The organism is Micromonospora fluostatini (assembly GCF_050410825.1).
GTDB classification, from domain to species: domain Bacteria; phylum Actinomycetota; class Actinomycetes; order Mycobacteriales; family Micromonosporaceae; genus Micromonospora; species Micromonospora rosaria.
The window spans coordinates 5,440,094-5,466,795 of sequence record NZ_CP191251.1; the positions used below are offsets into that span (position 1 = coordinate 5,440,094).

24 protein-coding genes and 1 pseudogene are annotated in these 26,702 nt (G+C 73.1%); 8 read left to right on the plus strand and 17 right to left on the minus strand.

Annotated elements, in window-relative coordinates; all coding sequences use genetic code 11:
* Positions 1-118 precede the first annotated feature (118 nt).
* The 4 genes and pseudogenes from ACQUFX_RS24025 to mqnE form a co-directional block, all read right to left on the minus strand.
* A pseudogene (locus ACQUFX_RS24025) lies at positions 119-1,435 on the minus strand (M14 family metallopeptidase); the annotation flags it as partial.
* Between the two features lie 165 nt (positions 1,436-1,600).
* Entirely contained in the window at positions 1,601-1,939 is a 339-nt protein-coding gene (locus tag ACQUFX_RS24030; protein ID WP_428962549.1) for a DUF4229 domain-containing protein, read from the minus strand.
* Positions 1,940-2,048: 109 nt separating this feature from the next.
* Complete coding sequence (locus tag ACQUFX_RS24035) at positions 2,049-2,468, minus strand: hypothetical protein (RefSeq protein WP_067372436.1); 420 nt, start codon at positions 2,466-2,468, stop codon at positions 2,049-2,051.
* A 24-nt stretch (positions 2,469-2,492) separates the two neighbouring features.
* Positions 2,493-3,662 (minus strand): aminofutalosine synthase MqnE, encoded by a 1,170-nt coding sequence (gene mqnE, locus ACQUFX_RS24040; RefSeq protein WP_428962550.1) that lies wholly within the window; start codon positions 3,660-3,662, stop codon positions 2,493-2,495.
* A 222-nt stretch (positions 3,663-3,884) separates the two neighbouring features.
* Between mqnE and ACQUFX_RS24045 the strand changes: the two genes are divergently transcribed.
* The 4 genes from ACQUFX_RS24045 to ACQUFX_RS24060 all read left to right on the plus strand — a co-directional run bounded on the left by ACQUFX_RS24045 (position 3,885) and on the right by ACQUFX_RS24060 (position 10,336).
* The gene (locus ACQUFX_RS24045; RefSeq protein ID WP_428962551.1) at positions 3,885-5,429 is read left to right on the plus strand and encodes a C40 family peptidase; all 1,545 of its coding nucleotides are present in this window, start codon (positions 3,885-3,887) and stop codon (positions 5,427-5,429) included.
* A gap of 1,155 nt (positions 5,430-6,584) precedes the next feature.
* Entirely contained in the window at positions 6,585-7,466 is an 882-nt protein-coding gene (locus tag ACQUFX_RS24050; RefSeq protein WP_428962552.1) for a hypothetical protein, read from the plus strand.
* Between the two features lie 199 nt (positions 7,467-7,665).
* The gene (locus ACQUFX_RS24055; RefSeq protein WP_428962553.1) at positions 7,666-9,570 is read left to right on the plus strand and encodes a DEAD/DEAH box helicase; all 1,905 of its coding nucleotides are present in this window, start codon (positions 7,666-7,668) and stop codon (positions 9,568-9,570) included.
* Between the two features lie 145 nt (positions 9,571-9,715).
* Positions 9,716-10,336 carry a putative glycolipid-binding domain-containing protein gene (locus tag ACQUFX_RS24060; protein ID WP_428962554.1) on the plus strand — a complete coding sequence of 207 codons (621 nt, stop codon included), beginning with the start codon at positions 9,716-9,718 and terminating at the stop codon, positions 10,334-10,336.
* Positions 10,337-10,477: 141 nt separating this feature from the next.
* Here the strand turns inward: ACQUFX_RS24060 and ACQUFX_RS24065 are convergent, their stop codons facing one another.
* Both ACQUFX_RS24065 and ACQUFX_RS24070 read right to left on the minus strand, forming a co-directional pair.
* Positions 10,478-11,569 (minus strand): L-cysteine desulfhydrase Cds1, encoded by a 1,092-nt coding sequence (locus ACQUFX_RS24065; RefSeq protein ID WP_428962555.1) that lies wholly within the window; start codon positions 11,567-11,569, stop codon positions 10,478-10,480.
* Between the two features lie 58 nt (positions 11,570-11,627).
* Positions 11,628-12,086, minus strand: coding sequence for an Lrp/AsnC family transcriptional regulator (locus ACQUFX_RS24070; protein ID WP_067360813.1), 459 nt, complete (start codon positions 12,084-12,086; stop codon positions 11,628-11,630).
* Between the two features lie 269 nt (positions 12,087-12,355).
* On the opposite strand from ACQUFX_RS24070, the gene ACQUFX_RS24075 reads away from it, so the two are divergent.
* Positions 12,356-12,622, plus strand: coding sequence for a BldC family transcriptional regulator (locus ACQUFX_RS24075; RefSeq protein WP_067360817.1), 267 nt, complete (start codon positions 12,356-12,358; stop codon positions 12,620-12,622).
* A 164-nt stretch (positions 12,623-12,786) separates the two neighbouring features.
* Here the strand turns inward: ACQUFX_RS24075 and ACQUFX_RS24080 are convergent, their stop codons facing one another.
* Positions 12,787-13,416: a UbiX family flavin prenyltransferase gene (locus ACQUFX_RS24080; protein WP_428962556.1), complete on the minus strand. Its 630-nt coding sequence runs from the start codon at positions 13,414-13,416 to the stop codon at positions 12,787-12,789.
* Positions 13,417-13,578: 162 nt separating this feature from the next.
* Here ACQUFX_RS24080 and ACQUFX_RS24085 point away from each other — a divergent pair, with 162 nt between their 5' ends.
* On the plus strand, positions 13,579-14,577 hold the full coding sequence (locus tag ACQUFX_RS24085) for a terpene synthase family protein (protein ID WP_428962557.1): 999 nt from the start codon (positions 13,579-13,581) through the stop codon (positions 14,575-14,577).
* 82 nt (positions 14,578-14,659) lie between these two features.
* Here the strand turns inward: ACQUFX_RS24085 and mqnP are convergent, their stop codons facing one another.
* Both mqnP and ACQUFX_RS24095 read right to left on the minus strand, forming a co-directional pair.
* Positions 14,660-15,562, minus strand: coding sequence for a menaquinone biosynthesis prenyltransferase MqnP (mqnP, locus tag ACQUFX_RS24090; protein WP_428962558.1), 903 nt, complete (start codon positions 15,560-15,562; stop codon positions 14,660-14,662).
* Positions 15,562-17,022 carry a menaquinone biosynthesis decarboxylase gene (locus ACQUFX_RS24095; protein WP_428962559.1) on the minus strand — a complete coding sequence of 487 codons (1,461 nt, stop codon included), beginning with the start codon at positions 17,020-17,022 and terminating at the stop codon, positions 15,562-15,564. The genes mqnP and ACQUFX_RS24095 overlap by 1 nt, the downstream gene beginning before the upstream one ends.
* Before the next feature lie 187 nt (positions 17,023-17,209).
* Between ACQUFX_RS24095 and ACQUFX_RS24100 the strand changes: the two genes are divergently transcribed.
* Together ACQUFX_RS24100 and ACQUFX_RS24105 are read left to right on the plus strand one after the other, a co-directional pair.
* Positions 17,210-18,082 carry an alpha/beta fold hydrolase gene (locus ACQUFX_RS24100; RefSeq protein WP_428962560.1) on the plus strand — a complete coding sequence of 291 codons (873 nt, stop codon included), beginning with the start codon at positions 17,210-17,212 and terminating at the stop codon, positions 18,080-18,082.
* Positions 18,083-18,372: 290 nt separating this feature from the next.
* Positions 18,373-18,567 carry a hypothetical protein gene (locus ACQUFX_RS24105; RefSeq protein ID WP_428962561.1) on the plus strand — a complete coding sequence of 65 codons (195 nt, stop codon included), beginning with the start codon at positions 18,373-18,375 and terminating at the stop codon, positions 18,565-18,567.
* An 81-nt stretch (positions 18,568-18,648) separates the two neighbouring features.
* Here the strand turns inward: ACQUFX_RS24105 and ACQUFX_RS24110 are convergent, their stop codons facing one another.
* The 8 genes from ACQUFX_RS24110 to hemL all read right to left on the minus strand — a co-directional run bounded on the left by ACQUFX_RS24110 (position 18,649) and on the right by hemL (position 26,504).
* Positions 18,649-19,530, minus strand: a complete 882-nt coding sequence (locus ACQUFX_RS24110; RefSeq protein WP_428962562.1) for a nucleotidyl transferase AbiEii/AbiGii toxin family protein — start codon at positions 19,528-19,530, stop codon at positions 18,649-18,651.
* A complete protein-coding gene (locus ACQUFX_RS24115; RefSeq protein WP_428962563.1) occupies positions 19,527-20,120 on the minus strand; it encodes a type IV toxin-antitoxin system AbiEi family antitoxin domain-containing protein in 594 nt (197 codons plus the stop codon). Before ACQUFX_RS24115 ends, ACQUFX_RS24110 begins: the two co-directional genes overlap by 4 nt.
* Before the next feature lie 161 nt (positions 20,121-20,281).
* On the minus strand, positions 20,282-21,310 hold the full coding sequence (gene ccsB, locus ACQUFX_RS24120; RefSeq protein ID WP_428962564.1) for a c-type cytochrome biogenesis protein CcsB: 1,029 nt from the start codon (positions 21,308-21,310) through the stop codon (positions 20,282-20,284).
* Positions 21,310-22,989, minus strand: coding sequence for a cytochrome c biogenesis protein ResB (gene resB / locus ACQUFX_RS24125; RefSeq protein ID WP_428962565.1), 1,680 nt, complete (start codon positions 22,987-22,989; stop codon positions 21,310-21,312). Before resB ends, ccsB begins: the two co-directional genes overlap by 1 nt.
* On the minus strand, positions 22,989-23,936 hold the full coding sequence (locus ACQUFX_RS24130; protein ID WP_428962566.1) for a cytochrome c biogenesis CcdA family protein: 948 nt from the start codon (positions 23,934-23,936) through the stop codon (positions 22,989-22,991). Before ACQUFX_RS24130 ends, resB begins: the two co-directional genes overlap by 1 nt.
* Positions 23,936-24,514, minus strand: a complete 579-nt coding sequence (locus ACQUFX_RS24135) for a TlpA family protein disulfide reductase (protein ID WP_428962567.1) — start codon at positions 24,512-24,514, stop codon at positions 23,936-23,938. Before ACQUFX_RS24135 ends, ACQUFX_RS24130 begins: the two co-directional genes overlap by 1 nt.
* Positions 24,514-25,161 (minus strand): histidine phosphatase family protein, encoded by a 648-nt coding sequence (locus ACQUFX_RS24140; RefSeq protein ID WP_067360853.1) that lies wholly within the window; start codon positions 25,159-25,161, stop codon positions 24,514-24,516. Before ACQUFX_RS24140 ends, ACQUFX_RS24135 begins: the two co-directional genes overlap by 1 nt.
* A gap of 5 nt (positions 25,162-25,166) precedes the next feature.
* Positions 25,167-26,504 (minus strand): glutamate-1-semialdehyde 2,1-aminomutase, encoded by a 1,338-nt coding sequence (gene hemL / locus ACQUFX_RS24145; RefSeq protein WP_428962568.1) that lies wholly within the window; start codon positions 26,502-26,504, stop codon positions 25,167-25,169.
* Positions 26,505-26,702: the final 198 nt, after the last annotated feature.

Here is a 26,702-nt window from a genome sequence, read left to right on the forward strand (position 1 = left end):
CCGCAGGTTCCGGCGGGTGACCTGAGCTGCCGCCGGGCGCGGGGCGGTGGGGGTCCCGCCGGCACGGGACCCCCACCGGTGTCGGGTCACGGCGTCCGGCCGGACGCCACCACGGTCAGCAGTACTGCGCCTGCTTGCCGATGACCCGGTACGCGCAGTCGGCGTACTCGCTGATCAGCAGCACCGCCTCCCGGTTGCGGGAGGTCTGCGCCGGGATCACCTCGTCGGGCGGGTAGAAGCCGCCGCCGGAGGCCGAGCCGGGGTACATCTCGAAGGTGTACGCCCAGATCCCGTGCTGCCCCCACATCCAGTCGATGCTGTCGCCGTCGGTGATGTAGAGGTCGCTGGACTGCTGCGGGGTGTAGCCGTTGGTGGCGGCCATCTGCCGGCCCAGCGTGGCGAAGGTGTTGTACTGGTCGGCCGTCATCCCGGTGGTGGTGTTGCTGTACGTGTAGCCGAACGGCCAGAGCACCAGCTGGGAGTAGGTGTGGAAGTCGATGTTCGCCTTGATCTGCTGCACCCCGCCGACGACGCGGCTGTTGACGAAGGTGCGCAGCGCGGCGGTCTCCGGCGCGGAGAAGGCGGCCGGGCCCCGGTACGTGTCCGAGGAGGGCGAGCCCGACGAGCCGCCGCAGCAGCCCCAGCGGTACGACCAGTTGCGGTTCAGGTCGGTGCCGACGAAGGACGAGCCGCTGTTCGGCTGCCGGTTCTTCCGCCAGGAGCGGTACGAGCCGGTGGCGATGTCGTACTCGCTGCCGTCCGGGTTGACCGTCGGCACGATCCAGAGCTCACGGGTGTTGACGATGTTGGTGACCCGGGAGTCGGTGCCGTACGAGTCGGTGAAGAGGTTCAGCAGGTAGATCGCCATCTCGACGGTGAGGTGCTCGCGGGCGTGCTGCTGGGAGTTGAACAGGACCTCCGGCTCGTTCTCGTCGGTGCCGACGTTGTCGGAGATCTTCACCGCCATCAGGTCCCGGCCCTCGTACGAGCGGCCGATGCTGATCTTGCGGGCGATGGTCGGGTGGTCCGCGACGACCTTGTTCACGACGGCGGTCAGCTCCGCGTAGTCGTGGTAGTTGCTGTCGGCCGGCGGGAAACCCATGATGCTGACGCCGTCCGTGCCGTGGTCGTGGCCGGGCGCGGCGGGAGCCTCCTCCAGCCGGAAGCCCAGCCGGGTGATCGCGGCGGCCTCGGCCCGGGTGGCGGAGACGTGCAGCACCCCGTGCTCGACGTAGTCGATCGCCGCGCCGGTGCCGGACACGGCGGTGCGGTCGGCGACCGTGCGCGGACCGAGCACCCGGTACTGGACCGGGGCCGAGCCGGCGTCCCGGTCCGGGGCGGGGCGGGCGGAGACCGGCGCGGTCAGGGTGGTCACCAGGGCCAGCCCGGTGACCACGGCCAGCGTCAGCCGGCGACGGAGGGGGATACGGATCATGCGAGCCTCCTCGGGCGCCGGGTGCCGCGGTGTGCGGCAACCTCCGGCATCCACTCACATGGTCATATCAACATCTGTCACTGGAGCAATCATCCCGACCGCATCCTCATTCCGGCAACAACCTTCGCCGCGAAGGGTCGGACGCGAAAATAAGTGACGAACCGGCTACCCTCGGTCAGCGGTCCCGTCTCCGCTGCCGGACTTGCCGGCCGCGTCGTCACCGGCACGCCCGTCAGCCGCGCCGCCACCGGCGCCGGGCTCGTCGTCGCCGGCCAGGGCGGAGCGGAGTCGCTCCTTCTCGCTCCGGCGGCGCTCCGCCGCGCCGGCCATCTCCTCGGCCATCTCGTCCCGCCAGCCCCGCAGCAGGAAGAAGGAGAGCGCGGCCGAGAAGAGCAACGCCAGCAGCAACCTCAGGAACAGGCTCATCTCGACGAACCAGAGCGCCGCGAGCACCACGACGAACAGCCCGATCCGGCCCAGCGTGTACTTCGCCGCCGCGCTCACGTTGCCACTCCTTCGTCACGCCGCCGGGCCCACGCCCGACGCCACCTCCACCGCCCGGCCCGCGCCCGGCGCAACCCCCACGCCGCCGGGCCCGCGCCCGGCGCGACGGTCAGCCGGTCCGGTTGGCCAACCAGCGCACGCCGGGGAACCAGACCAGGGCGAACACCACGGTCCAGGCCGCCGCCCCCAGCGCGCCGGAGGCCAGCGGCGGGAGCCCGGCGGAGAGCCCGGCCACCAGCAACCCGCTGACCACGGCGGTCGCCACGGCCACCAGCGCCGCGGTCACCCGGGCCGCGCCGAACTCCCAGGCCCGGAAGTCGTCCCAGAACAACCAGGCCGGCAGGATGACCGCCAGCCACCCGTTGGCCCGGCCGAACTCCGCCGCGCCGATGCTGGCGAAGACGGCGTCGAACAGGACCAACGCCAGCACACCGATCACCACGCCGGCGAGACTCACCCCGAGCAGGTCGCCCAGGGTGAGGATGCGCCCCTGGTCGTCCCGTCGGGGAAATCCGCTCCGCTCACTCATACCGAGGTTCAGGGTACGCGGCCGTCAGGCCCAGACCTGCTGCGGCTCGGCCCGCCGCTGCGCGAGCGAGGGCGCCGGGTCGTACTCCCGGACCACCTCGTAGCGGGTGTTGCGCTCCACCGGCTGGAAACCGGCGTCCCAGATCAGGTGCAGCAGGTCGTCCCGGTGCATCGTGTTCGGGGTGCCGTACGAGTCGGCGTCATGGGTGATCTTGTATTCCACCACCGAGCCGTCCAGGTCGTCGACGCCGAAGTTCAGCGACATCTGGGCCACCGACAGCCCGTGCATGACCCAGAAGCACTTCACGTGCGGAACGTTGTCGAAGAGCAGCCGGGAGACGGCGAAGGTCTTCAGCGACTCGGCCGGCGCGGCCATCGTGGTCCGGGCCTGGATCCGGTTACGGATCTTGCCGTCCGCAGAGTCGACGAAGTCGTGCTGGTAGCGCAGCGGGATGAAGACCACGAAACCACCGGTCTCGTCCTGGAGCTCACGCAGTCGCAGCACGTGGTCGACCCGGTGCCGGGGCTCCTCGATGTGGCCGTAGAGCATCGTCGACGGGGTCTTCATGCCCTTGGCGTGGGCCAGCCGGTGGATCCGCGACCAGTCCTCCCAGTGGCAGGCGTGGTCCACGATGTGCTGGCGGACCTCCCAGTCGAAGATCTCCGCGCCGCCACCGGTCAGCGACTCCAGGCCGGCGTCCATCAGCTCGTCGAGGATCTCGTCGGCGGTCAGCCCGCTGATCTTCTCGAACCACTGCACCTCGGTCGCGGTGAACGCCTTCAACTTCACCTTCGGCAGGGCGGCCTTCAGCTCGCGCAGCACCTTGGGGTAGTACCGCCAGGGCAGGGTGGGGTGCAGGCCGTTGACGATGTGCAGCTCGGTGAGCTGCTCGTCCTCCATCTCCTTGGCCTTGCGGACCGCCTCGTCGATGCGCATCGTGTACGCGTCCTTCTCGCCCGGCTTGCGCTGGAACGAGCAGTACGCGCAGGAGGCGGAGCAGACGTTGGTCAGGTTCAGGTGCCGGTTCACGTTGAACATGACCCGTTCGCCGTTGCGCTCGGTGCGCCGGTGCTGCGCCAGCCGCCCGAGCCAGGCGAGGTCGTCGCTGTCGTAGAGGGCGACACCGTCCTCCCGGCTCAGCCGCTCCCCGGCGTACACCTTCGCTTCCAGCTCACGCTTGAGTCCGGCGTCCATCGCAAGCCACGTCCTTCCACCTGGGTCCCGGTCGAGCCTACGTCGACCGGCCGAACACGTCTCGGCACGGTCGGGCACATCACCGGTTCTCAGGTTCCTGTAACCCGCTCGCATATCGACATCGCCGTTCCGGTGCGGTAGGACAGGTTGGGGGACGACACAACACCGGCGACGTCCCCAGCCGTCGCGTCACCATGCGCGACCAGCGGGACGAGGAGCAGGATGGTCGACAGCGGGCACGGGCGGCGACGGACACGACGGCGCCCGGTGGTCTCCCCGGTACTCCGACCGAGGCTCTGGGCCGCGCTCCTCGGCGCGGTCGCCACGGCGGTGCTGACCGCCCCGGCGTACGCGGACCCCTCACTGCCCAGCACCGTGCCCGACAGCGGGTCGCGGCCGGTCGTCACCGGTGGCCTGCACCTGCCGGGCGGATTGACCGCGCCGGGGGTGCCGACCCTGCCGGGGACGCCGACCACGGTCCAGCCCGCCAACCTGATCTCCGGCCCGCTGGCCGCCCAGATCACCGCCGCGCAGACCCAGCTCGGCCTGCTCGGTGACCAACTGCTCGGCCTGGAACAGCAGCGCACCGAGGCCGAGGCGCAGCTCGCCACCGCCAAGCAGAACCGGGAACTCGCCCAGCAGGCGCTCGCCCAGGCCCAGCAGAAGGCCGACCAGGCCGCGGCGGACACCCTCAAGGCCGCCGCCGCGCTGCCCGCCGGTGAGTTCGGCCAGGACCTGCACCACCTCAGCCAGCTCCAGCGGATCTCCCGGGGTGACAAGGCGCCCGGCGCCACCACCGCCACCGGCGGTGAGCTGACCCGGGCCCGCGCCGGTGACCAGGCGACCGCGCAGGCGCTGGTCGCGGCCGAGTCGCGGGCCCAGGGCATCCGCGAGCAGTACGCCGCCATCGACAAGGAGCGGCGCACCCAGGAGACGAAGCTCCTCCAGCTCCGCAGGGACAACTCCACGCAGCTCGTCGAGCTGGAACGGCAGCAGGACGCCGCCGAGCAGCAGCTCGGCTCGGAGTACGTCAACGGTGGCAGCGCCGCCGGGATGACCGCCCACCCGCGCGCCATGGCCGCAGTCCGGTACGCCCTGGCCCAGCGGGGCGACCCGTACGTCTGGGCGGCCGAGGGGCCGGACGCCTTCGACTGCTCCGGCCTGGTCTGGGCCGCGTACCGGTCGAAGGGCGCCGACTACCGCGACCTGCCCCGGGTCTCCCGGGACCAGTACTACGCCACCCGCTCCCGCACCGTGGCGCGCACCGCCCTGCTCCCCGGCGACCTGGTCTTCTTCGCCTCGGGCAGCAGTTGGCGGACGATCCACCACATGGGCATGTACATCGGTGACGGGAAGATGGTCCACGCGCCCACCACCGGCGACGTGGTGAAGATCTCCCCGGTGCGGTGGTCGCGGCTGTTCGCGGCGACCCGGGTCATCGGCGCGGTGCCGGCCGCCGACCGGCCGGACACCACCCCGCCGACGCCGAAGCCGACCCCCAAGCCGACGCCGAAGCCCACCCCGAAGCCGTCCACGTCGCCGAAGCCGATCCCCACCCCGAAGCCGACGAGCCCGAGCCCCACGCCGAAGCCCACCAGCCCGAGTCCGACCCCGAAGCCGACGAGCCCCAGCCCGACGCCGAAGCCCAGCGAGTCGAGCAGCCCGCCGCCGTCGCCGACGGTCACGCCGAGCACGTCGGTCGAGGCCTCGCCCTCGGACCCGGCCGACGAGGCGGCCACGCCGGAGCCGAGCACCAGCGGCGACTGAACGCCGGCCGAGCCGACCGGGCACCGGCCCGCGCCGACCGGGCCCGGCCCACCCCGACGGGGCACCGGCCGGGAGACTGGGCCGGCTGGTCGGACGCAACGGTCCACTCCGGCTGTGCTGTCGGGCGGGAGTATGGCACCGTGACACCCAGGCACTCCCGGCTCCGCTGTCCAGGAGCCGGGTGCGGGATCGGTGCGGAGGACGAGCATGGGCGAGCAGCAGGTTCCGGTGGAGACGGCCGACCCCGGATCCGCGCCCGAACCGGACGACCGGGCCGGCAAAGTGGCACCGACCGGGCGCGCGTCCGTGCCGGCGCCGGCCCTGGTGACCGGGGTCGCGTCCGACCGGCCCGCCGACCCGTCCGGTGAGCCGCCGGCCGCCGCCGGCACCGCTGCGGAGGCCGGGGCCGGCCCGGGTGGCGGCAGCTTCCCGGGTGCCGGCGTCGCCGCTAGTGGTGTGGCCCGCGCCCGGGTCAGTGTCGTGAATCGGACAGGCCCCTCACCGGATTCCCCCACCGCCCGCCCGGGTGGCGGAACCACGTACCGGGCGACGGCCTCCGCGCCGGACTCCCGTGCCACGGCCCCGGCGGGCGATGCCGCCACCCCCGACGGCACGGCCGAGGCCCCAGGACCGGCCGACCACCCCGCCGGGCCGACCCCGCCGGCCGGCACCGGACCGGCCCGCGCCACCGCGTCCGCCGCCGTACCGGGCCAGCGGACCGGGCGGCCCGAGGGCGGCGCGGCCCGCGCCAGTGCCTCGGTCCCCGGCGCGCAGCGGGTCTCGGCCACCGAGGCGGCGGCCGGCACCCCGGTCAGCGGGGCCAAGGTGTACCGGTCGGCCCCGGTCGACCCGGAGCCGGCCCCGCCGACCCCCGCACCCGCCCCGACTCCGAAACCCGAACCAGCCCCGGCACCGGAGCCGACACCGACTCCGGCACCCGGGCCGGTCCCGACCCCCGAGCCGGTGGAACCGCCGACGCCCGGCAGGCCGGCACCGGCCCCGACGCCCGTCCCGAGCCCCGTTCCGCCGGTCCCCACTCCACCGGTCCCCACTCCACCGGGGCCGACCCCACCGGGTCCGGTACCGCCGGTGCCCGGCCCGCCGGTCCCCCCACCCGGTCCGGCGATCCCACCGCCACCACCGCCGCCCGGTCCGATGCCGGCACCGCCCTTCCCACCCCCGCCCGCCACGGCGGCGGCCGTCGCCCGCGCCAGCGTCCCGACCGCCGGGCCGCCGGCCGCCCCGCCACCGGTCTCCGGAGCGCCCACCTCGACGCCACCCGCCGCCCCGGCGCTCCCGAGCACCCCGTGGGGAGACCCGCCCCCCACCACCCCGATCCCGGCCGCCCCGACCTCCGGCGCTCCGGCCTCCGCCGCTCCGGCCTCCGGAGCCGCGACCTCCGGCGCTCCGACCTCCGGCACTCCGGGCTTCGGTGCCCCGACTTCCGGTGCCGCGACCTTCGGCGGGCCGGGCTTCGGTGCCCCGACTTCCGGTGCTCCGGCCTTCGGCGCCCCGGTGCCCGGCGCTCCCGGCTTCGGGGCGTCGGTCCCCGGCGCTCCGGCCCCGACCGTCTCCTGGGGCGGGCACACGTCCACCGCACCGGCGGCTCCGGGTGGTGGGGTCACCGGCCCGGCCGGCGTGCCCCCGCCCACCCCGGTCACCGGCGCGGCCAGCATCCCCCCGCCCACCCCGGTCAGCGGCCCGGCGGCGAACCCCGCCTGGTCGGCGTCGCCCGGCGCCGGCGGCCGGTACGACGGCGGGCCGGACCTGGCCACCGCCGCGTACGGCAGCGTCACCGACGGGCCCGGGTTCAACACGGTCGCGTTCCCGGTGGGCAACCCGGTGGAGAACTCCGGCTCGCTGACCGGGCACATCCTCTCCCAGGGCTGGTCCGACCCGCCGAACCAGCGGTCCCGCAACACCCGGGTGGTGGTCGTGCTGACCGTCTCCCTCGCCCTGCTGGTCGGGGTCAGCGTGCTGGTGTTCCTGCTCGCCAGCGACCTGATGAGCGGACTCTTCGACGGCCTGCTGGGCTGACCGGGGGCGCGGTCGGGCGGTGAGTCCGCCCACTACCGCCCGACGGCCTCGTGGCGTATCTGCGACACCGCCGTACACTTGTCGTGATCACTGACCCGGCGCGCCCGTGCGCGCCCCTGGGCGATCTTGCTGGCGAACCGGCGGCGCTGTCAGCCGCAGCGGGCCATCGCGAAGATGCGCCCCGCTCGAAAGGCATTACTTGACCACCTTTGCTGATCCCAGCACGCTCCCGTCCGCCTTCGACCGCCCGGCGACCCCGGACGACAGCACCGACTTCGCCACCCTGGGGCTGCCGCAGCCGTTGGTCCGGGCCCTGGCCCGGCAGGACATCACCACCCCGTTCGAAATCCAGCGGGCCACCCTGCCGGACGCCCTCGCCGGCCGTGACGTCCTCGGCCGGGGGCAGACCGGCTCCGGCAAGACCCTCGCCTTCGGCCTGCCGGTGCTCGCCCGGGTCGCCGCCGGGGAGCGGGCCCGGCCGCTGCACCCCCGGGCCCTCGTGCTGGTCCCCACCCGGGAACTCGCCATGCAGGTCAACGACGCCCTGGTCCCGCTCGGCAAGGCGGTCGGGGTGTTCCTCAAGACCGCCGTCGGCGGGGTGCCGTACGACCGGCAGATCGACGCGCTGCGGCGCGGCGTGGAGGTCGTCGTGGCCACCCCGGGCCGGCTCGCCGACCTGATCGCCCGGCAGGTCTGCCGCCTGGACGACGTCGAGGTGACCGTCCTCGACGAGGCCGACCAGATGGCCGACATGGGCTTCCTGCCCGAGGTCACCGACCTGCTGGCGAAGACCCCGGCCACGGCCCAGCGACTGCTCTTCTCGGCCACCCTGGACGGCGACGTCGACGCCCTCGTCCAGCGGTTCATGACCGATCCGGTGACGCACTCCACCGCCCCGCCCACCGCGACCGTGTCCACCATGGACCACCACATGCTGCTGATCCCGCCGCACGACAAGTTCGCGGTGGCCGCGTCGATCGCCGCCCGGGACGGCCGGACCATGGTCTTCGCTCGTACCCAGCTCGGCGTCGACCGGCTGGTCGAGCAGCTCGCGGCGGTCGGCGTACGGGCCGGCGGGCTGCACGGCGGCAAGACCCAGCGGATGCGTACCCGTACCCTGGCCGAGTTCCGCGAGGGCCGGATGAACGTCCTGGTCGCCACCGACGTGGCCGCCCGGGGCATCCACGTGGACGGGGTCTCGCTGGTCCTGCACGTCGACCCGCCGAAGGACCCGAAGGACTACCTGCACCGGGCCGGGCGGACCGCCCGCGCCGGCGAGTCGGGCGCGGTGGCCACCCTGGTCCTGCCCAAGCAGCGCCGGACCACCCTCGCCATGCTGGAGAAGGCCGGGGTCGACCCGGAGCAGACCAAGGTACGGGCCGGTGACCCGGCGTTGGCCGAGCTGATCGGCGCCCGCGAGCCGAGCGGCGTACCGGTCCGCGACGAGCCCTCGCCCCGCCGGCCCGGCGGCCGGCGCTTCGGCGACCCGGCCGACGGCCGACGTCACGGCGAGTCGGGCGGTCGTCGCTACGGCGGCCCGGAGGCCCGGCCCGGACGGCAGTACGACGGCCCCGGCCAGCGCGGCCACCAGGGCCCCGGCCAGGACGGCCGGCACGAGTACCGCTCGGGGGACCGGCCGGGACGGCGGTTCGACGACCGGGGTGCCGGCGACCGGCCGTGGCGCGACCGTACCCCGGTGGACCGCCCCCGCGACGAGCGCCGCCACGGCGACGCGCCCCAGGGCGAACGGCGCTACGGCGACGCGCCCCAGCGTGAACGGCGCTACGGCGACGCGCCCCAGCGTGAACGGCGTTACGGCGACGCGCCCCAGGGTGAGCGCCGCTACGGCGATCGCGCCCACGGGGAGCGCCACTTCGGCGACCGGTCGCAGGGCGAGCGGCGTTACGGCGACCGGCCCCGGGATGAGCGCCGCTTCACCGACCGCCCGCAGGGCGAGCGGCGCTACGGCGACCGGGCCGAACGGGCGGGCGACCCCCGGGGTGAGCGGCGGAGCGGCTTCCGACCGGAGGGTCGTGGCCGGGACGACCGGCCCCGTGACGACCGGCGCGGCTTCGGCGGGCGACCGCCGGCGCGTACCCACTGACACCGGCCAGCGCACGACCGGCCGACTCCCGGGCCGCCCCAGGGTGGGCGCCCGGGGGCGGCCCGACGCCGTCGCGGAGACGCCTCCGCGACGGCGTTCGCGCATCACCTGCCGGCGGCGGCCAGGTGGCGTAACGTCCGGAACCATGGCGAAGTCGCTCTTCTGGCGCCGGACGGACACCGCCGGTGCCGAGCACGCCCTCGTCGGCGACGACCAGGGCCTGGCCGCGCGCGGCACCCAACTGGCCGTGGACCCGCTCCCCTACACCTGCCGGTACACGCTCACCACCGGTGCCGACTGGGGCACCGAACGGGTCGAGGTGGAGACGCAGGGCGCGGACTGGCTGCGCAGCCTGCGGCTGGACCGGTCCGCCGACGGGTGGCGGGTGACCACCCACGAGGAGGGCGACCTGGACCGGGTCCTCGCCGCCGCCGGTCACCCGACCGCCGGTCTGCCCGGCACCGACGACCCGGATCGGCTGGCCGACGCGGTCGACGTCGACCTGGGTGGCTCCGCACTCTTCAACATCCTGCCGGTACGCCGGCTCGGGCTGACCGAAGCCCCGGCCGGCACCGAGCACCGGATCACGGTCGCCTGGGTACTCGTGCCGGGCCTGCTGGTGATCCCCGCCGAGCAGGTCTACACCGCCGCCGGTCCGGGGCGGGTCCGGTTCGCCAGCGAGTCGTTCACCGCCGACCTGGACGTCGACCCGGCCGGCTACGTGCTGCGCTACCCCGGCCTGGCCGAACGCGTCACCACCGACTGAGCCGGCCGCCACCACGCGACACCACCGGCTGAGCCGGCCGCCCACCCACCGGCCGCCCGCCGGCCCGCCGCGCGGCACTCAACGGGGTGTGTGAGAAGGGTTCCCTTCTCGACCGTATGCGTTAAGAAGGGGCCCTTCCTTTCACCCCGGCCAGGTGCCGGTGTGCAGGAAGCGGTCGAGGGTGGCCAGGTGCGGGGCGAGGTCGAGGCCCTGGGCGGCGACCCAGTCGTCGGCGTAGTAGCTGTCCGCGTACCGGTCACCGGCGTCGCAGATCAGGGTCACCACCGAGCCGGTACGGCCGGCGGCCAGCATCTCGGCGATCAGCCCGAAGGCGCCCCAGAGGTTGGTACCGGTCGAGCCGCCCACCCGCCGGCCGAGGACGGTCGAGCCGGCGCGCATCGCCGCCAGCGAGGCCGCGTCGGGGACCTGGACCATCCGGTCCACCACGGCGGGGAGGAAGGACGCCTCCACGGTGGGCCGGCCGATGCCCTCGATGCGGGAGCCCCGGCCGGTGCGCAGCGACCAGTCCCCGGCCTGCCAGGCCGGGTAGAACGCGGAGTTCTCCGGGTCGACCACGCAGAGTTTGGTCGGCAGCCGCCGGAACCGGGCGTACCGGCCGATGGTGGCGCTGGTCCCTCCGGTGCCGGCCCCGACCACGATCCAGTCCGGTACGGGGTGCCGCTCCAGCGCCAACTGGGCGTAGATCGATTCGGCGATGTTGTTGTTGCCCCGCCAGTCGGTGGCCCGCTCGGCGTAGGTGAACTGGTCCATGAAGTGCCCGCCGGAGTCCTCGGCCAGCCAGCGGGCCTCCAGCACCACCCGCGCCGGGTCCTGCACCAGGTGGCACCGGCCGCCCTGGAACTCGATCTGGGCGATCTTCTCCGGCGAGGTGGAGGCCGGCATCACCGCGATGAACGGCAGCCCCAGCATCCGCGCGAAGTACGCCTCCGAGACGGCGGTCGACCCGGAGGAGGCCTCGACGATGGTGGTGCCGGAGCCGATCCAGCCGTTGCAGAGCCCGTACAGGAACAGGGAGCGGGCGAGCCGGTGCTTGAGCGAGCCGGTCGGGTGCACCGACTCGTCCTTGAGGTACAGGTCGATCCCCCAGGCCCGGGGGAGCGGGAAGGGCAGCAGGTGGGTGTCGGCGGACCGGTTGGCGTCGGCCTCGACGGCGGCGATGGCCTCGGTGACCCACGCTCGGCTGGCCTCGCCGCCCCGGTCCAGATGTGTCACCCGGAAAACGTAACAAGTATTTGAGTTCTACTCACCTTCGGCCACGGCCGGGGGCGGGTCAGGCGGGTGGCGCGGGCACCGGCTGGGGGCGGTTCTCCCACTTGGTGGAGAGGGCGACGGCGGTCCGGGTGGAGGCCACCCCGGGGGTCCGGTTCAGCCGGACGATGAGCTGCTCCAGCTCGGCGATGGTGCCCACCCGCGCCTTGAGCAGGAAGGACTCGACGCCGGCCATGAAGTAGCAGGACTCGATCTCGGGCATCGCCCGGAACGCCTCCAGCACGTCGTCGGTGTCACCGCCGGAGTCCTCGACGATCCCGATCAGGGCGGTCACACCCAGCCCGATCGCCTCCGGTGACACCTCGGCCCGGTACCCCCGGACCACGCCGCTGGCCTCCAGCTTGCCGACGCGCTCGTGCACCGCCGGGGCGGAGAGCCCGACCTGACGGGCCAGCTCGGCGTAGGAGAGCCGGGCGTTGCCGCGCAGCAGTTCGAGAAGGCTCTGGTCGATCGCGTCCACGGCCTACAGACCCTAACGGTACGGGCGGACCGGCCGGCACGCGGCTGCCGGCGCGGCTGACCGCGAGTCGCCGCCCGCCGACCTTCGGTGAGCAGGAGATGCGGTCGGTACCATTGACGAACTTCCCACTCCGTGCATTTTTCACGTTTGGCGGACAGGCCTGGTCGCCGGTGCTGTAATTGCCATACGTCCCTCATGACGGCTCTGGGCTCGCACCAGCCGGGGGCAGTGTGTTCAGCCGAGGGCTTCGTCGACGCGAGGAGGGGGCTGTGGACACTGGAGATCGCCTGCTGACACCGGGTGAGGTCGCCGCGCTGTTTCGGGTGGACCCGAAGACTGTGACGAGATGGGCGGCGGCCGGCCGGATAGGCAGCATCCGGACTCCAGGTGGGCATCGTCGGTTTCGGGAATCCGAGGTACGAGCCCTGCTGGAAGGCGAGGGCATGCTGGACGAGGCGGAGGACGTCGGCAAGCCACGCAACGTGGGCCCGGCGACCTCGACCGGGCCGGGGCCGGCCAACGCCGGCATGTACTGACACCGGCGCGGAGCCGGGTCCGTGGTCGGGCCGGTCGTGGGGCCGGGCCCGGCCCCGCTTCCGGCGGGACCGCTCTGCGGGCCGGGTCGTCCGTCGCGGGACGTTGGCCAGGTCCGCCTTCCCGACAGCCATCGTCGGGGCACCGGCCGCCGGGGGCAGCGCGCTCAGGCGCGGGCCGCGCCCAGCTCGCCGGACCAGCGCCGGAAGAGGGTGTGCGGCACCCCGAGCGCGTCCAGCACCTTGCCCGCCACGAAGTCGACCAGTTGCGCGGCCGACGCCGCCGCCCCGGCTCCGTAGAAGCCGGGGCTGGCCGGGAGCACCACCGCACCGGCGTCGTGCAGCGCGATCAGGTGCTCCAGGTGGCTGCGGGTCACCGGGGTCTCCCGGGGCACCACCACCACCGGGCGGCGCTCCTTGAGGTTGACCTCGGCGGCCCGCTGCAACAGGTCCTTGGAGAGCCCGATGGCGATGCCGGCGCAGGCGGCGGTGCTGGCCGGGACGACCGCCATGCCGCGTACCCGGTAGGAGCCGCTGCTCGGCCCGGCCGCCAGGTCACCGGCGGGCCAGTGCCGGACGTCGGCGTCGGCCAGGTCCCGGTCGAGCCAGGTGGCGAGGTCGGTGGCCCAGTGCCCGTCCCGGAACGGCCGACCGGTCTCGTCGAGAATGGTCAGTCGGGCCGCCCGGGAGACGATCAGGTCCACCGGCGCACCGGCGTCGAGCAGTCCGCGTACGACGGCCGCCGCGTACGGGGTGCCGGACGCACCGGAGACCCCGACCACCCATGGTTCGCGCATACCGTCAAGCCTGCCTGGTGCCGTCGGCCGCCCGGCGGCCACCCCCCGTCGACCCGTACCCGTATCCGCTGGTCATCGTGGGGCTCATGTGCCCGCATGTCCGGCTCCGCCGGGCGCCTGGCATGCTGCGGGGGCGATCGGGGCCGTACGGGGAGGACACCCATGGTCGACGAGATCCTCCGGAAGCTGGCGGCCGACTGCCCCCTGCCGTCCCGCTGCGCGACCCAGGTGGACGACGTGCAGCGGTGGTCGACCGGCCGGCTCGGCGAGCTGGGGTTGCCGCTGGACGCCACCGCCCTGCGCCGGCTGGACCGGGCCCGGTTCGCCGGGTACGCCTGCCGGCTCTACCCGGACGCCAGCGTCGCCGACCTCCGGGTGATCACCGTCCTCTTCACCTGGTTCTTCCTGGTGGACGACGCCTGCGACGGGCCGGCCGCGCTGCCGCCGGAGCGGATCCGCGCCCTGCGCGACGGGACGCTGTACCTGCTGCGCCACGGTCCCCGGCTGCCGCACCCGGGCGTCCCCGGCCCGCTGCGCCGGCTCCTGGTGCAGGCGTGGCGGGAGCCCCGACGCCGGATGCCGTACCACTGGCGGGTGCGGTTCGCCGACGCGGTCGCGCACCACCTCGACGGCGTCTGGCGGGAGGCGGTGAACCGGACCGAGGGGCACACCCCCGGTGTCGACGAGTACGTGCGCCTGCGTCGGGCCACCTCGGCGGCGTACGTGTCGTACCCGCTGGTCGAGTTCGTCGCCGGCCGGCCGCTACCGGAGCCGGTGTACCACCACCCGGCCCTGCGTCGGGTCGGCGACCTCGGCAACGACCTGCTCTCCTGGTACAACGACCTGGCCTCGCTGGAGCGGGACCGGCTCACCTCCGGCGGGCAGAACCTGGTCCTTGCGGTCGCCGCCGAGCGGCGGGTGCCGGTCGCCGCCGCCGTGGAGCTGGTCGCCGAGCGGTGGCGGGCGGCCATGGACCGGTTCCTCACCCTGCGCGCCGAGGTGCCGTCGTTCGGGCCGGCGCTGGACGCGGCGGTCACCGCCCACCTCGACGGGGTCGGGCACGCCGTCCGGGGCACCATCGACTGGACCCTCGAAAGCGCCCGCTACGGCAAGGAAGGGCCCCCTGTTAACGCTTCCGGTAGAGCAGGGGCCCCTTCCTAACACCGGCACCGGGCACACCGGCACGGGCCGGGGGCGACCGGGCATTCCGGCACCGGCCGGGGGCGACCGGGCCGGCGGACCGTCAGGGGCGCAGGCCGAGCCGGACCACCAGGTCCAGCAGGGCGAAGACGAACAGCGCGATGCCGACGAACCCGTTGGCGGTGAAGAACGCCCGGTTGACCCGGCTCAGGTCGGTCGGGGTGACCACCACGTGCTGGTACCCGAAGGCGACCGCGGTGAGCGCCAGGCCGACCCACCAGAGCCAGCCGAAGCCGACCAGGATCCCGAACCAGACGAAGAGCCCGAACGTCACCACGTGCGCCACGGTGGAGGCGTGCAGCGCGAACCGCTTGCCGTACCGGGCCGGCACGCTGTGCACGCCGATCTCCCGGTCCACCTCGGTGTCCTGGCAGGCGTAGATCAGGTCGAACCCGCCGATCCACAGGCCGACGGCCGCGCCGAGCAGCCAGGCCGGCCAGGAGCCGGCGAAGGTGCCGGTGACCGCGAGCCACGCGCCGACCGGGCCGACCGCCTGGGCGACCGCCAGGATCGCGTGCGGCCAGTTGGTGAACCGCTTGCCGTAGGGGTAGACGACCAGCGGGACCACGGCGAGCGGCGCGAGCACCAGGCAGAGCGGGTTGAGCAGGGCGGCGGCGGCGAGGAAGACCACCAGCGCGACCGCCGCGCCGGTCCAGGCCGTGCGCACGCTCACCGCCCCGGTGACCAGTTCCCGGTTCGCGGTACGCGGATTCCGGGCGTCGATCTGCCGGTCGAGGATCCGGTTGGCGGCCATCGCGAAGGTCCGCGCCCCGACCATCGCCACGGTGATCAGCAGCAGGTCCAGCCAGCGGACCCGCCCCCCGTCGACCTGCATCGCGGTCAGCGCCGACAGGTACGCGAAGGGCAGCGCGAAGACGGAGTGCTCGATCGCCACCAGGTTCAGGAAGGCCCGTACCCGCCCGGGTGCCTCGACGGTGGCGGCCATCAGAGGCCGTACTCCTGCCAGCGCTTGTCGACCAGGCTGACCACCTCGGGCGCCATGGTCATCTCCTCCGGCCAGCCCCGGTGGTACCCCTCCTCGGGCAGCTTGCGGGTGGCGTCGACGCCCGCCTTGCCACCCCAGAACTGCTGGTACGAGGCGTGGTCGAGGTGGTCCACCGGCCCCTCGGTGAGCAGCAGGTCGCGGGCGTAGTCGACGTTGCCGAAGGCGCGGAAGGCGACCTCGTTGTAGTCGTGCACGTCGCAGTCCTCGTCGACGATCACGATCAGCTTGGTCAGCGACATCATGTGCGCGCCCCAGATCGCGTTCATCACCTTCTGCGCGTGCTTGGGGTACCGCTTGCGGATGGAGACGATCGCGCAGTTGTGGAAGACCCCGGCGGCGGGGAGGTTGTAGTCGACGATGTCCGGGATCAGGAAGCGCAGCAGCGGGGCGAAGATCCGCTCGGTGGCCTTGCCGAGGCCGTGGTCCTCCTGCGGCGGCTGCGAGGTGACGATCGAGTGGTACACCGGGTCACGCTGCATGGTCATGGCCTCGATGTGCATCACCGGGAAGGGCTCGACCGGGGTGTAGAAGCCGGTGTGGTCGCCGAACGGGCCCTCCGGCAGCCGCTCGCCCGGCTCGATGTAGCCCTCCAGCACGATCTGGGCGTGCGCCGGCACCTGGAGCGGCACGGTCAGGCAGTCGACCATCTCGACCCGCTCCCCGCGCAGGAACCCGGCGAAGAGGTACTCGTCGATGTCGGCCGGCAGCGGCGCGCTGGCCGAGTAGGCGACCGCGGGGTCGGCGCCGATGGCGATCGCGATCGGCAGCCGCTGCCCGAGCCGCTCGGCGACCGCGTGGTGCGCGGTGGAGTTCTTGTGGATCTGCCAGTGCAGGCCGATCGTGTTCGCCGAGTGCTGCTGGAGCCGGTAGAGCCCGAGGTTGCGCTTGCCGCTCTCCGGGTGCTTCGTGTGGGTCAGGCCGAAGTTGTGGAAGATCCCGCCGTCGCCCGGCCACACCTTCAGCCCCGGGAGCCGGTTCAGGTCGACGTCGTCGCCCCGGTACACCACCTGCTGGCAGGGGGCGGTCCTGACCTTCTTCGGCGGCATCGACTTGAGCTGCATGACCTTGCCGAGACCGCCCATCATGCCCGAGAAGCCCTGCGGCAGCTCCGGCTTGAGCATCTCGCCGATCCGCGCGCCGATCTCGTCGAGGTTCTCCACCCCGAGCGCCATCGCCATCCGCTTCTCGGTGCCGAACAGGTTGATCGCCACCGGCATCTCGCCCCGGGTCGGCCGCTCGAAGAGCAGCGCCGGCCCGTCCGCCCGTACGGTCCGGGTGACGATCTCGCTGATCTCCAGCGTCGGGTCGACCGGGACGCTCACCCGGCGCAGCTCCCCCGCCTTCTCCAACGCCGCGAGGAAGTCCTTCAGATCGGTGTACGGGAACCCACGAGCCGCCATGCCCGCCAGTCTCCCCCACCACCCTGGACGTGCAAGGAAGGGCCCCCTGTTAACGCTTCCGGTAGAGCAGGGGCCCCCTGTTAACACGTGGCCACGAGGACGGAAGCCGAGCGGGTAGTCCGAGCACCCGGCGAGAAGGGTCGGGCACCCGGCGAGGCGGGAGCGCCCGGCGGGGCGGAGGGCGACGATGGGTGGCGGACGGGTCCCGGCGGGGTTCTCCGAACAGCGGACGCAGGTCGGCGAGGTCGCCGTCAACTACGTCCGGGGCGGCAGCGGCCCCCCGTTGGTCCTGCTGCACGGGTACCCGCAGTCCTGGTACATGTGGCGGCACGTGCTGCCGGAGCTGGCACGGTCGTTCGAGGTGATCGCGCCGGACCTGCGGGGCTTCGGCGGCAGCGACGCCCCGCCCGACGGCTACGCCAAGAAGACCCTCGCCAACGACCTGCACGGCCTGCTCACCAGCCTGGGCCTGGACCGCGACCTCCGGCTGGTCGGCCACGACGTCGGGACCATGGTCGCGTACGCGTACGCCGCGGCCCACCCGGACCGGGTGAGCCGACTGGTGCTCAGCGAGGCGCCGATCCCCGACGAGAGCATCTACACCTTCCCGGCGCTGACCGCCGCCGGCCCGGCGGTGTGGAACTTCGGCTTCTTCAGCCTGACCAACGGGCTGCCGGAGCAGCTCGTCGCCGGCCGCGAGGCACTCTGGGTCGACCGGTTCACCGACTCGCTGATGGTCCGCAAGGGCAGCCTGGACGCGGCGGACATCGAGGAGTACGCCCGGCACCTGCGCGACGACGCCCACCTGCGGGCGAGCTTCGAGTGCTTCCGCGCGTTCGGGCAGGACGTCACGGACAACGCCGGGTACCGGACGACGATGCTGCCCATGCCGGTGCTGGCCGTCGGCGCGCAGGCGAGCCTCGGCGGCCAGGTGGCCGACCAGGTCCGCCGGTACGCCAGCTCGGTGACCGGCGAGGTCGTCGCGGACAGCGGCCACTGGCTCTTCGAGGAGCAGCCGGCCGAGCTGACCGCCCTGCTGCTGCCCTTCCTCCGCGCCTGACGGACCGACGGGCGGCTCCCGGAGGGCCGAGGCGCTGCACCGGGGCCGACATGCCGATCTGGGTCCGGTCGGACCGACGGCAGCTATCAGCTACCTGGGCTTCCTGGGCGAGGAGGGTTGGCGTTGATTGGGTTGACGGCGCGGGCGGTTCGGGGTGGGCGGCGACGGTGGCGACATCCGGCGGAGACCGGCCCACTGGACGAAGACGCTGCGCCGGGCGGTCGCGTTGCCCTGCTCGTCCAACTCGTACCCGTTTAGCGGCCCGCCCGCCGAGCCGATACGCTGGAGTGATGTCCGACGCGTACGTCTGCGGGGAGCCGGACGGCCTCTCGCCGCTGCTGGTCAGGGTCCGCGACGCGGTGGCCCGGGAACTGCACGCCCAACTCGCGCTCCGGGCCGAGCGGATCGAGCTGGCCGACGTACCAGAAGTCGCCTACCAGGTCACCCGCCAGGTCGAGCAGGTCCTCACCACTCCCCGGCACTGACCCTGCGGGTCGACACCGCACCCCGGGCAGCCGCCTCCGAGGCGTCGGCCAGAGCGTAGGGCCGTCCTCGCTGACGGCTGGTCACACTTCCGGTGCCACCCTGGCCTGTTGCCAGTGCCGGCGCACGATCTTGTGGGCCTCATCGGCGGTAGTGATCGCAAGACCGACCTCTCCGGCCAGAAGCGCGTACCGCTCAGCCCAAGCGGGCGGTGGCGCCGGAAGGTCATCCGGTACGAGGTGGGTCTGTCGGATGGTGAAGACGTGACGAACCCGCCGAACGAGCAGGGCATCTGCCGGCACCCCATCCTCCACCAGCAGTACCAGGTCGACCAGGTCTCTGACCCGGGTCGACTCTCCCGTCTCATACAACCTGGTCAAGGCGTGCAGCTTCTCGGCGTACTGCTGACGCAGGTCGGCGACCCAGACGGAGCGGGTCGGGATCTGCGCGAAGGAGAGTTCGTCCGGCAACTCCCGCCGCTCTACGCCACCAATCTCTTCGGCACGCGCCACGACGTCGAGCTTGAGTTTGGCGAACAGCTGGCCAGCGAGCCGACACTCGACCGGAAATCGCCAGGCCGGTCGCCCGTACGCGTCGTCGCGCAGCCGGGCCGGTAGCTCGACCGAGTACCTGAAGCCGTCACCGTCCGGATCGGTAAGCAGGGAGTCGGCGAGGGCCTCGTGGAGCGCCACGCCGTCGGCTGGATCGACCACGAGCCCTGGCCGCAGCACCAGATCGAGGTCCCGCGTCGATCGGGCGAGCCCCGGCCGTCGCAGCTCGACCGCCATCCCGCCTTTGAGCACCCAGACATCGGCATTCTCGTTGACCAGCCGGACGAGGAGGCGGGTGAAGGCCAGTCGGCGACGGAGCCAGTTCGGGTCCCGGCCCAGCATCCGCGCACGTTCGAGGAGCCGGCGGTCCAGCGCAGCACGCAGCGCAGATGCGTTCGAGTATGTCCTGTTCATCGGCCCGAGGCTGCCAACGCCAGATGAACGCCGAACTCTGCTGTCGGGCCCAGCTCGGAAGCGGCGTCGCGCAGACGACGTGGCGTGGTCACCCCGCGGTCCAGCGCCTCGCTGACCGCACTGTTCAGCCAGTGCTGCTCGATCTTGGCCTCGGCGCACTCGGCGAGCGCTCTGCTTGGTGTCGTCACGCGGTAACCATCTCGATCGTCGATGTGCTCCTCGGGTGGAAGCGGTCGGTGCAGGACGACCCCGGGCGCCGAACGGCGGAAGCGCTCCGGTACGGACAGGTGCACCAACGCCGGATCAACCTCCCCAAGGTCCTGTGCCGCGAGCGAGCTGGCGTGGCTCACCACACCCGCCCCGCCGCTCCACAGTGTCCAACGGACCAGGTGGTCGAACTGATGCGCTGGCCACTCAGGAAAGCGAAAAACTCCTCGGTCGACCCGCAGCCAGTTGCCCGAGTCGACATGGTGCTTCTGCGCCTGGTGGGAGTATCCGATCTCCACAGCCTGCGCGGCGGTGAAGAACCCGTGCTGACGGTGAGCGAGACGGGAGAGCCTGCGCCGGAGCGCCTGTCGGTCCGAGAGCACAAGGCAGGCTAGCAAACTACGGTAAATCTTTAGTTTCAAGTACGGCGGTTCCCACAAACTAAAGATTTACTATAGTTAGGCGCACAAGAAGCTGTCGGACCATCTCCTCGGAGCTGGGCCCCAGCACGGCACTGAGGTAGCGCCGCTGCGGTAGAAGCCGCTCAGAGGCCGCCGTACGAGTGCAGGCCCTCGAAGAAGATGTTCACGCCGAACAGGTTCATCAGCACGGTGAGGAAGCCGAGCACGGCCAGCCAGGCGGCCACGTTGCGCTTGACGCTCGGCGTGGCGCGGGCGTGCAGGTACCCGGCGTAGACCACCCAGGAGATGAAGGACCAGACCTCCTTGGGGTCCCACCCCCACGGCCGGCCCCACGCCGCCTCGGCCCAGATCGCCCCGGCGATCACCGCGAAGGTGAAGACCGGGAAGGCGAAGGCGTGCAGGCCGAAGGTGAGCCGCTCCAGGCTGGCCGCCGCCGGCAGCCGCTTCGCCAGGGTGTACGGGAAACTGCGCCGGCCCTGCTCGTACCCGTTGCGCATGAGGAACGCGACCGCCGGGACCGCCCCGAGCAGGAACAGCCCGGAGGCGAAGACGACGGTGGAGACGTGCACGATGAACCAGTACGAGTTCAGCGCCGGGACCAGCGGCACGATCGGCACGTAGAGCACCAGCTCGGCGGTGGCCAGCAGCAGCACCATGACCAGGGTGAGGAAGAGCCCGAGTCCGCGCAGCGCGGGGAGCTTCCAGAGCACCGCCAGCCAGGCGGCGGCCCCGATGAACGAGACCGTCAGCACGAACTCGTACATGTTGCCCCAGGGCATCCGGTTCGCGGCGAGGCCGTGGGTGATCAGCGCGACCAGGTGCAGCACAGCGGCGAGCCCGGTGAGGGCGACCGCGATCCGGCCGGCCAGCCGCGCCCGCTGCCCCGGCGGCCTCTTCCGGCCGGCCCCGGCCGGCGCATCGCCGGTCGTCACGCCCGCGTCGCCGGTCGCCGGCTCCTTCCCGATGCCGGCCCCGGTCGCGGTGGTCGGGCCACCGGCCGCGACGCCCGCGCCGACCAGTTCCCGGGCGGGGGCCGCACGACGGGTGATGGCACGCCCGTTGCCGAGCGCGTACTCGACCGCGTGGGAGATCATCGCGGCCAGGTACAGCAGGATCGCGATCGACACCAGTTGGTCGGAGAGCGCAGCCATCACTCGGTCCCTTCTCGCGTCCGGGCCCGGTCCTGGTCGGCCCGGCCCGTGCCGGCCCCGGTGTCGCCGTCCACGCCGGTCGGCGTGCCCGCCCGACCGCCGTCGCCGATCGCGGCGACGAGAGCGGCGAACTCGTCGGCGAACCCGGGGTGGTCGGTGCGCGGAAGGCCACCGGCCTCGACCAAACTACTACTGCCCGTCGGAGATCCACTCGCGGGGGCGGCGCCGACCCGGAAGAACACCCGGCGGCGCCGGCCGAACAGCGAGCCCAGCAGCCCGACCAGCAGGAAGCCGCAGCTCACCAGCATCATCGTCGAGCCGGGATCGTGCCGGACGGAGAGCGTGACGTAGCGCCGGGTGCCGAGGAACTCCACCGACGTGCCGTCGTCCAGGGTCCACTTCTCGCCGGGGCGCAGCAGCTTCGCCTCACCGAGCTGGGTGAGCTTGCCGGTGGTCACCTGCCGCTGGTCGAGCCGGTAGATCGAGCCGGGGATGCCGGCGTCCAACCCCAGGTTGCCCCGGTACCCGATGAGGAACACGGCCGGGTTCCGCTCGGTCGGGTACTCGGAGCGGACGTACGGCGGCTCCTGCGGCGCGGTGGGCAGGTAGATCCCCTCGAAGGCCATCTGGAGTTCCGGGTTGCGCTCCCCGGTGGCCGGGTCGACGTTGACGTCCGGGAAGGCGGCCAGCCCCTCGCTGGTCAGCCCCATGTCCCCGGTGGTCAGGAAGGGCACGACGCTGGTCTGGGCCCGCCCGTTGCGGTCGGTGTACCTGATCTCCGGCGCGTACCCGTGGCCGAGCAGGTAGACGTTGGCCCCGTCCAGCCGCAGCGGCGAGTTCACCGAGAAGTCGGCGCTGCGCAGCTCCCGGCCCGGTTCCTCCACGCCCACCCGGGCGTTGAAGAACTCCGGCTGGCCGTCGGCGAGGAAGCGGGCCTCGAACTCATCCAGGGTCAGGCAGAACCCGGGCAGGTCGGCGTCGGCGACCCGGGGGCCGATGTCCGTCTCGGCGTACTGCTGCCGGGTGTTGCAGAACGCCTTGTCCTCGCCGGCCACCAGCAGCCGGTTGCCGCTCCAGCCGTACCACGACCCGAGCGCGAAGGCGATCAGCACCGCCACCAGGGACAGGTGGAAGAGCAGGTTGCCGGTCTCCTTCAGGTACCCCTTCTCGGCGGAGACCTCGTCGCCGCGCACCGCGACCCGCCAGCGGCGCTTGCGCAGGGTGGCGGCGATCGCCTCGGCGCCGCCGGCCGGGGCGGCGAGGACCGCGTGCTGGGGGAGCCGGTCCAGCCGCTTCGGCGCGGCCGGCGGGGTCATCCGCAGGGCGCGGACGTGGTCGCGCAGCCGGGGCAGGATGCAGCCGACCAGCGAGGTGAAGAGCAGCAGGTAGATCGCGGAGAACCAGACCGAGCCGAAGGCGTCGAACGCGCCGATCCGGTCCAGCACCGGGGCGAGATCCGGGTACGCGGCGTAGTAGTCGCGCACGTCCTCCGGGTTCACCCCGCGCTGCGGCAGCACCGAGCCGGGGATGGCCGCCACCGCGAGCAGGAAGAGCAACAACAACGCGGTACGCATGCTGGTGATCTGCCGCCACGAGTTGCGCAGCAGCGCCAGCACCGGGTTGGGCCGGCGCCGGGGTGCCGGTGCCGGGGTGCCGGTGCGGTCCTGCACGGCGGTCATCAGATGCTCACCTCGCCCACCCCGAAGGTGGTCTGCAACCAGATCACGAAGTCCTGCCAGCCGCCGGTGACCAGGGCCAGGCCGATCAGGATCAGCAGGGCGCCCCCGGCGCGGGTGACCCACCGGCTGTTACGCCGGATCGCCGCGAACAGCCCGAGCAGCCGCTCGAAGCCCAGCCCGAAGATGACGAAGGGCAGCCCCAGCCCCAGGCAGTACGCCACCGCGAGGACCACCGCGCGGTCGGTCTGCCCGCCGACCATGCCCATCCCGATCACCGCGCTCAGCGTCGGGCCGACGCAGGGCACCCAACTCAGCGCGAAGACCGCGCCGAAGACCGGGGCGCCGAGCAGCCCGGCGGAGGGGAGCCGGCTGATCCGGAACTGTCGTTGCAGGCTGGGCAGCACGCCGAGGTAGCCGAGGCCGAGCAGCACGATCAGCGAGCCGACGCTGATCTCCACGATCCGGTCGTACTCGAAGAGCAGCCGGCCGAACTGGGACACCACGACCGCGGTGGAGACGAAGACCACGGTGAACCCGGCGATGAAGAGCAGCGTCCCGGCGAGCACCCGGCCCTTGACCGCCATCCACCGCCCCCGCGTCGGGGGCTCCGCCCCTGACTCTGCGGCGTCCCCGGCCCGGTCGTCCCCGGCCCGTTCCCGCACGGCGACTCCGCCGCCCGCCGCTGCGGCGGGCGCACCGGGTGCACCGGGTGCCGGGGTGTTAGCAGGGGGCCCTTTTACTACCGAAGGCGTTAACAGGGGGCCCTTCCTTGCACCCCGGCGGCCCTCCAGGTCGGCGCCGGCCAGGCCGGTGACGTACGAGAGGTAGCCGGGCACGAGGGGCAGCACGCACGGGGAGAGGAAGCTGACCAGCCCGGCCAGCGCCGCCGCGCCGACGGCGAGCAGCAGCGGGCCGCTCTGGGCGAGCTCCCGGAACGTCTCGCCCATCAGCCCGGACCGGCCAGCGCCGCCTGCTCGGCGGCGACCTTCCGGACGGCGGGCAGGATCCGCTCCTCGGTGACCGCCATCCGGATCACCGTGGCGATCCGGCCCTGCCGGTCCAGGATGAAGGTGGCCGGGATGCTGTTCGGCGCGATGTCGAAGCGCAGCGCCAGCCGGCTCGCCGGGTCGAAGAGGCTCGGGTACGTGACCTTGAAGCTCTCCTCGAACGCGACGGCCTTGTCCCGGTCGTCCTGCACGTTGATGCCGAGGAAGGTGACCCCGGAGTCCTTGGTGGCCTGGTACGTGTTCTCCAGGTCGTCGGCCTCGGCCCGGCACGGGTTGCACCAGGAGCCCCAGAAGTTGACCACCACCACCTGACCCCGGGTGTCGGCCAGGTCGTACGAGGTGCCGTCGAGCAGCTCACCGGTCACCTCGGGGACCGTGGACCGGTCCTCGGGGGCGCACTCGATGATGCCGTCGGTGTTGGTGCACCGCTGCTCACCCTGCTCGGCGGAGCAGCCGACCAGGCCCGCCGTGACGGTCACGGCGGCGAGCAGCGCGGTGATCCACCTGCGGGCGCGCATCAGGCCCCCTTGGCCGTCCGCGCGGTCGGCGACATCGCGATCAGGTGGGCGGCCGGCTCGGTGTACCCGATGCCGACCACCTTGGCGCCGTCGAAGTGGAACGAGGTGAGGCTGGCCAGCCCGCACTGCCGCCGGCGTGGGTCGTGCCAGAGCCGCTTGCGCTCGACGTACCGGCGCAGGGTCCAGATCGGCAGTTGGTGCGAGACGAGCACCGCCTCCCGCCCCTCGGCGGCGACCCGGGCGGCGTGCAGGGCGGCGAACATGCGTTCCGCGATGACCACGTACGCCTCGCCCCAGGAGGGGGTGACCGGGTCGCGCAGCACCCACCAGTTGCGCGGGTCGCGGAACGAGCCGTCGCCCGGGGAGACCTTCTTGCCCTCGAACCAGTTCGCGCTCTCGATCAGCCGCTCGTCGACCCCGACCGGCAGCCCGAACTGCGCGGCGATCGGCTCGGCGGTCTGCTGGGCCCGTTCCAGCGGGCTGGCCACCACGTGCACCACGTCACGTTCGGCCAGGCCCTGAGCGGCGGCCTTGGCCATCTGCACGCCCAGTTCGGAGAGGCGGAAACCGGGTAGCCGGCCGTAGAGGATCTGGCCGGGGTTGTACACCTCACCGTGCCGGAGCACGTGGACGACCGTACTGCTCACGCTGTCTACCCCCCGGTGCCTGCCGCTGCCGCTGCCGTCGCTGCCGCCGGGAGGGCCCCGGCGATCTGTTCCAGGGCGGCGTCGTCGAGCGCCGCCGACACGAACCACGCCTCGAACGCGCTCGGCGGAAGGTACACCCCGGCGGCGAGCATGGCGTGGAAGAACGCCTTGAACGCCGGCACCTGCTGGGTGCGGGCGGTGTCGTAGTCCACGACGTCGGCGTCGGTGAAGAAGATCGAGAACATGTTGCCGGCGGTGGAGAGCCGGTGCGGCACCCCGGCGGCGGCGAGCGCCTCGGTGGCCAGCCCGCTCACCACGGCGGCGGTGTCGTCCAGCTTCCGGTAGAGCGCCGCGTCGGCGAGCCGGAGGGTGGCCAGGCCGGCGGCGCAGGCCAGCGGGTTACCGGAGAGGGTGCCGGCCTGGTAGACCGGACCGGCCGGGGCGAGCTTCGCCATGATCTCCGCCCGCCCGCCGAACGCCGCGGCGGGCAGCCCACCCCCCATGACCTTCCCGTACGTCCACAGGTCGGCGTCGCACGGGTCGACGCCGTGCCAGCCTGCGCGGGAGACCCGGAACCCGGTCATCACCTCGTCGACGATGAGCAGCGCGCCGTGCTCGTGGGCGATCCGGGCGAGCGCCTGGTTGAACCCGTCCCGGGGGGCGACGACGCCCATGTTCCCGGCGGCGGCCTCGGTGATGATCGCGGCGATCCGGGGCCCCTCGGCGGCGAACACCTCCGCCACGGCGGCGACGTCGTTGTACGGCAGCACGATGGTGTCCCCGGCCGCCGCCCCGGTGACGCCGGGCGAGTCGGGCAGGCCGAAGGTCGCCACGCCGGAGCCGGCGGCGGCGAGCAGCCCGTCGGAGTGCCCGTGGTAGCAGCCGGCGAACTTGACGATCTTGGAGCGCCCGGTGAAACCCCGGGCCAGGCGGATCGCCGACATGGTCGCCTCGGTGCCCGAGTTGACCAGCCGGACCTGCTCCAGCGGGGTCCGCTCGACGATCTCGGCGGCCAACTCCACCTCACCGGGGGTGGGCGCGCCGAAGCTGGTGCCCCGCGCGGCGGCGGCCTGCACGGCGGCCACCACCTCGGGGTGGGCGTGCCCGAGGATCAACGGCCCCCAGGAGCAGACCAGGTCGACGTAGCGCCGGTCGTCGGCGTCGTAGAGCCAGGGCCCCTCCCCCCGGACCATGAAGCGCGGGGTGCCGCCCACCGCGCGGAAGGCGCGCACGGGCGAGTTCACCCCGCCCGGCACCAGGGCGCGGGCGCGGTCGAACAGGGCCTCGGAGGCCGGCGCGTCGGCCGGGTAACGGCCGGATCCGGCGGGCAGGAATTCGGTCACGATGCCGCCATTGTGTCAGCGTCGAAAGGCGAATCCACAGCCACCCCGGATCGGGGTTACCGGGCTCACCCCGCCGACCGTTCCCGACCACCGCTGTGGCGGGCACCTGGTGAGGGGTGGGCCGGCCGGTCGGGGCAGGCCGCCACCGGCACCGGATCACCGGCGAACCCGGCTCGGCGTACACGCCTGAGCCGCCTC

Bases quoted from the DNA above. Each gene is read 5' to 3' on its own strand.
- ACQUFX_RS24035 (WP_067372436.1), bottom strand. From the start codon at position 2,468: ATGAGTGAGCGGAGCGGATTTCCCCGACGGGACGACCAGGGGCGCATC.
- mqnE (WP_428962550.1), bottom strand. From the start codon at position 3,662: ATGGACGCCGGACTCAAGCGTGAGCTGGAAGCGAAGGTGTACGCCGGG.
- ACQUFX_RS24045 (WP_428962551.1), top strand. From the start codon at position 3,885: ATGGTCGACAGCGGGCACGGGCGGCGACGGACACGACGGCGCCCGGTG.
- ACQUFX_RS24050 (WP_428962552.1), top strand. From the start codon at position 6,585: ATGCCGGCACCGCCCTTCCCACCCCCGCCCGCCACGGCGGCGGCCGTC.
- ACQUFX_RS24060 (WP_428962554.1), top strand. From the start codon at position 9,716: ATGGCGAAGTCGCTCTTCTGGCGCCGGACGGACACCGCCGGTGCCGAG.
- ACQUFX_RS24080 (WP_428962556.1), bottom strand. From the start codon at position 13,416: ATGCGCGAACCATGGGTGGTCGGGGTCTCCGGTGCGTCCGGCACCCCG.
- ACQUFX_RS24085 (WP_428962557.1), top strand. From the start codon at position 13,579: ATGGTCGACGAGATCCTCCGGAAGCTGGCGGCCGACTGCCCCCTGCCG.
- mqnP (WP_428962558.1), bottom strand. From the start codon at position 15,562: ATGGCCGCCACCGTCGAGGCACCCGGGCGGGTACGGGCCTTCCTGAAC.
- ACQUFX_RS24095 (WP_428962559.1), bottom strand. From the start codon at position 17,022: ATGGCGGCTCGTGGGTTCCCGTACACCGATCTGAAGGACTTCCTCGCG.
- ACQUFX_RS24100 (WP_428962560.1), top strand. From the start codon at position 17,210: ATGGGTGGCGGACGGGTCCCGGCGGGGTTCTCCGAACAGCGGACGCAG.
- ACQUFX_RS24105 (WP_428962561.1), top strand. From the start codon at position 18,373: ATGTCCGACGCGTACGTCTGCGGGGAGCCGGACGGCCTCTCGCCGCTG.
- ACQUFX_RS24110 (WP_428962562.1), bottom strand. From the start codon at position 19,530: ATGAACAGGACATACTCGAACGCATCTGCGCTGCGTGCTGCGCTGGAC.
- ccsB (WP_428962564.1), bottom strand. From the start codon at position 21,310: ATGGCTGCGCTCTCCGACCAACTGGTGTCGATCGCGATCCTGCTGTAC.
- resB (WP_428962565.1), bottom strand. From the start codon at position 22,989: ATGACCGCCGTGCAGGACCGCACCGGCACCCCGGCACCGGCACCCCGG.
- ACQUFX_RS24130 (WP_428962566.1), bottom strand. From the start codon at position 23,936: ATGGGCGAGACGTTCCGGGAGCTCGCCCAGAGCGGCCCGCTGCTGCTC.
- ACQUFX_RS24135 (WP_428962567.1), bottom strand. From the start codon at position 24,514: ATGCGCGCCCGCAGGTGGATCACCGCGCTGCTCGCCGCCGTGACCGTC.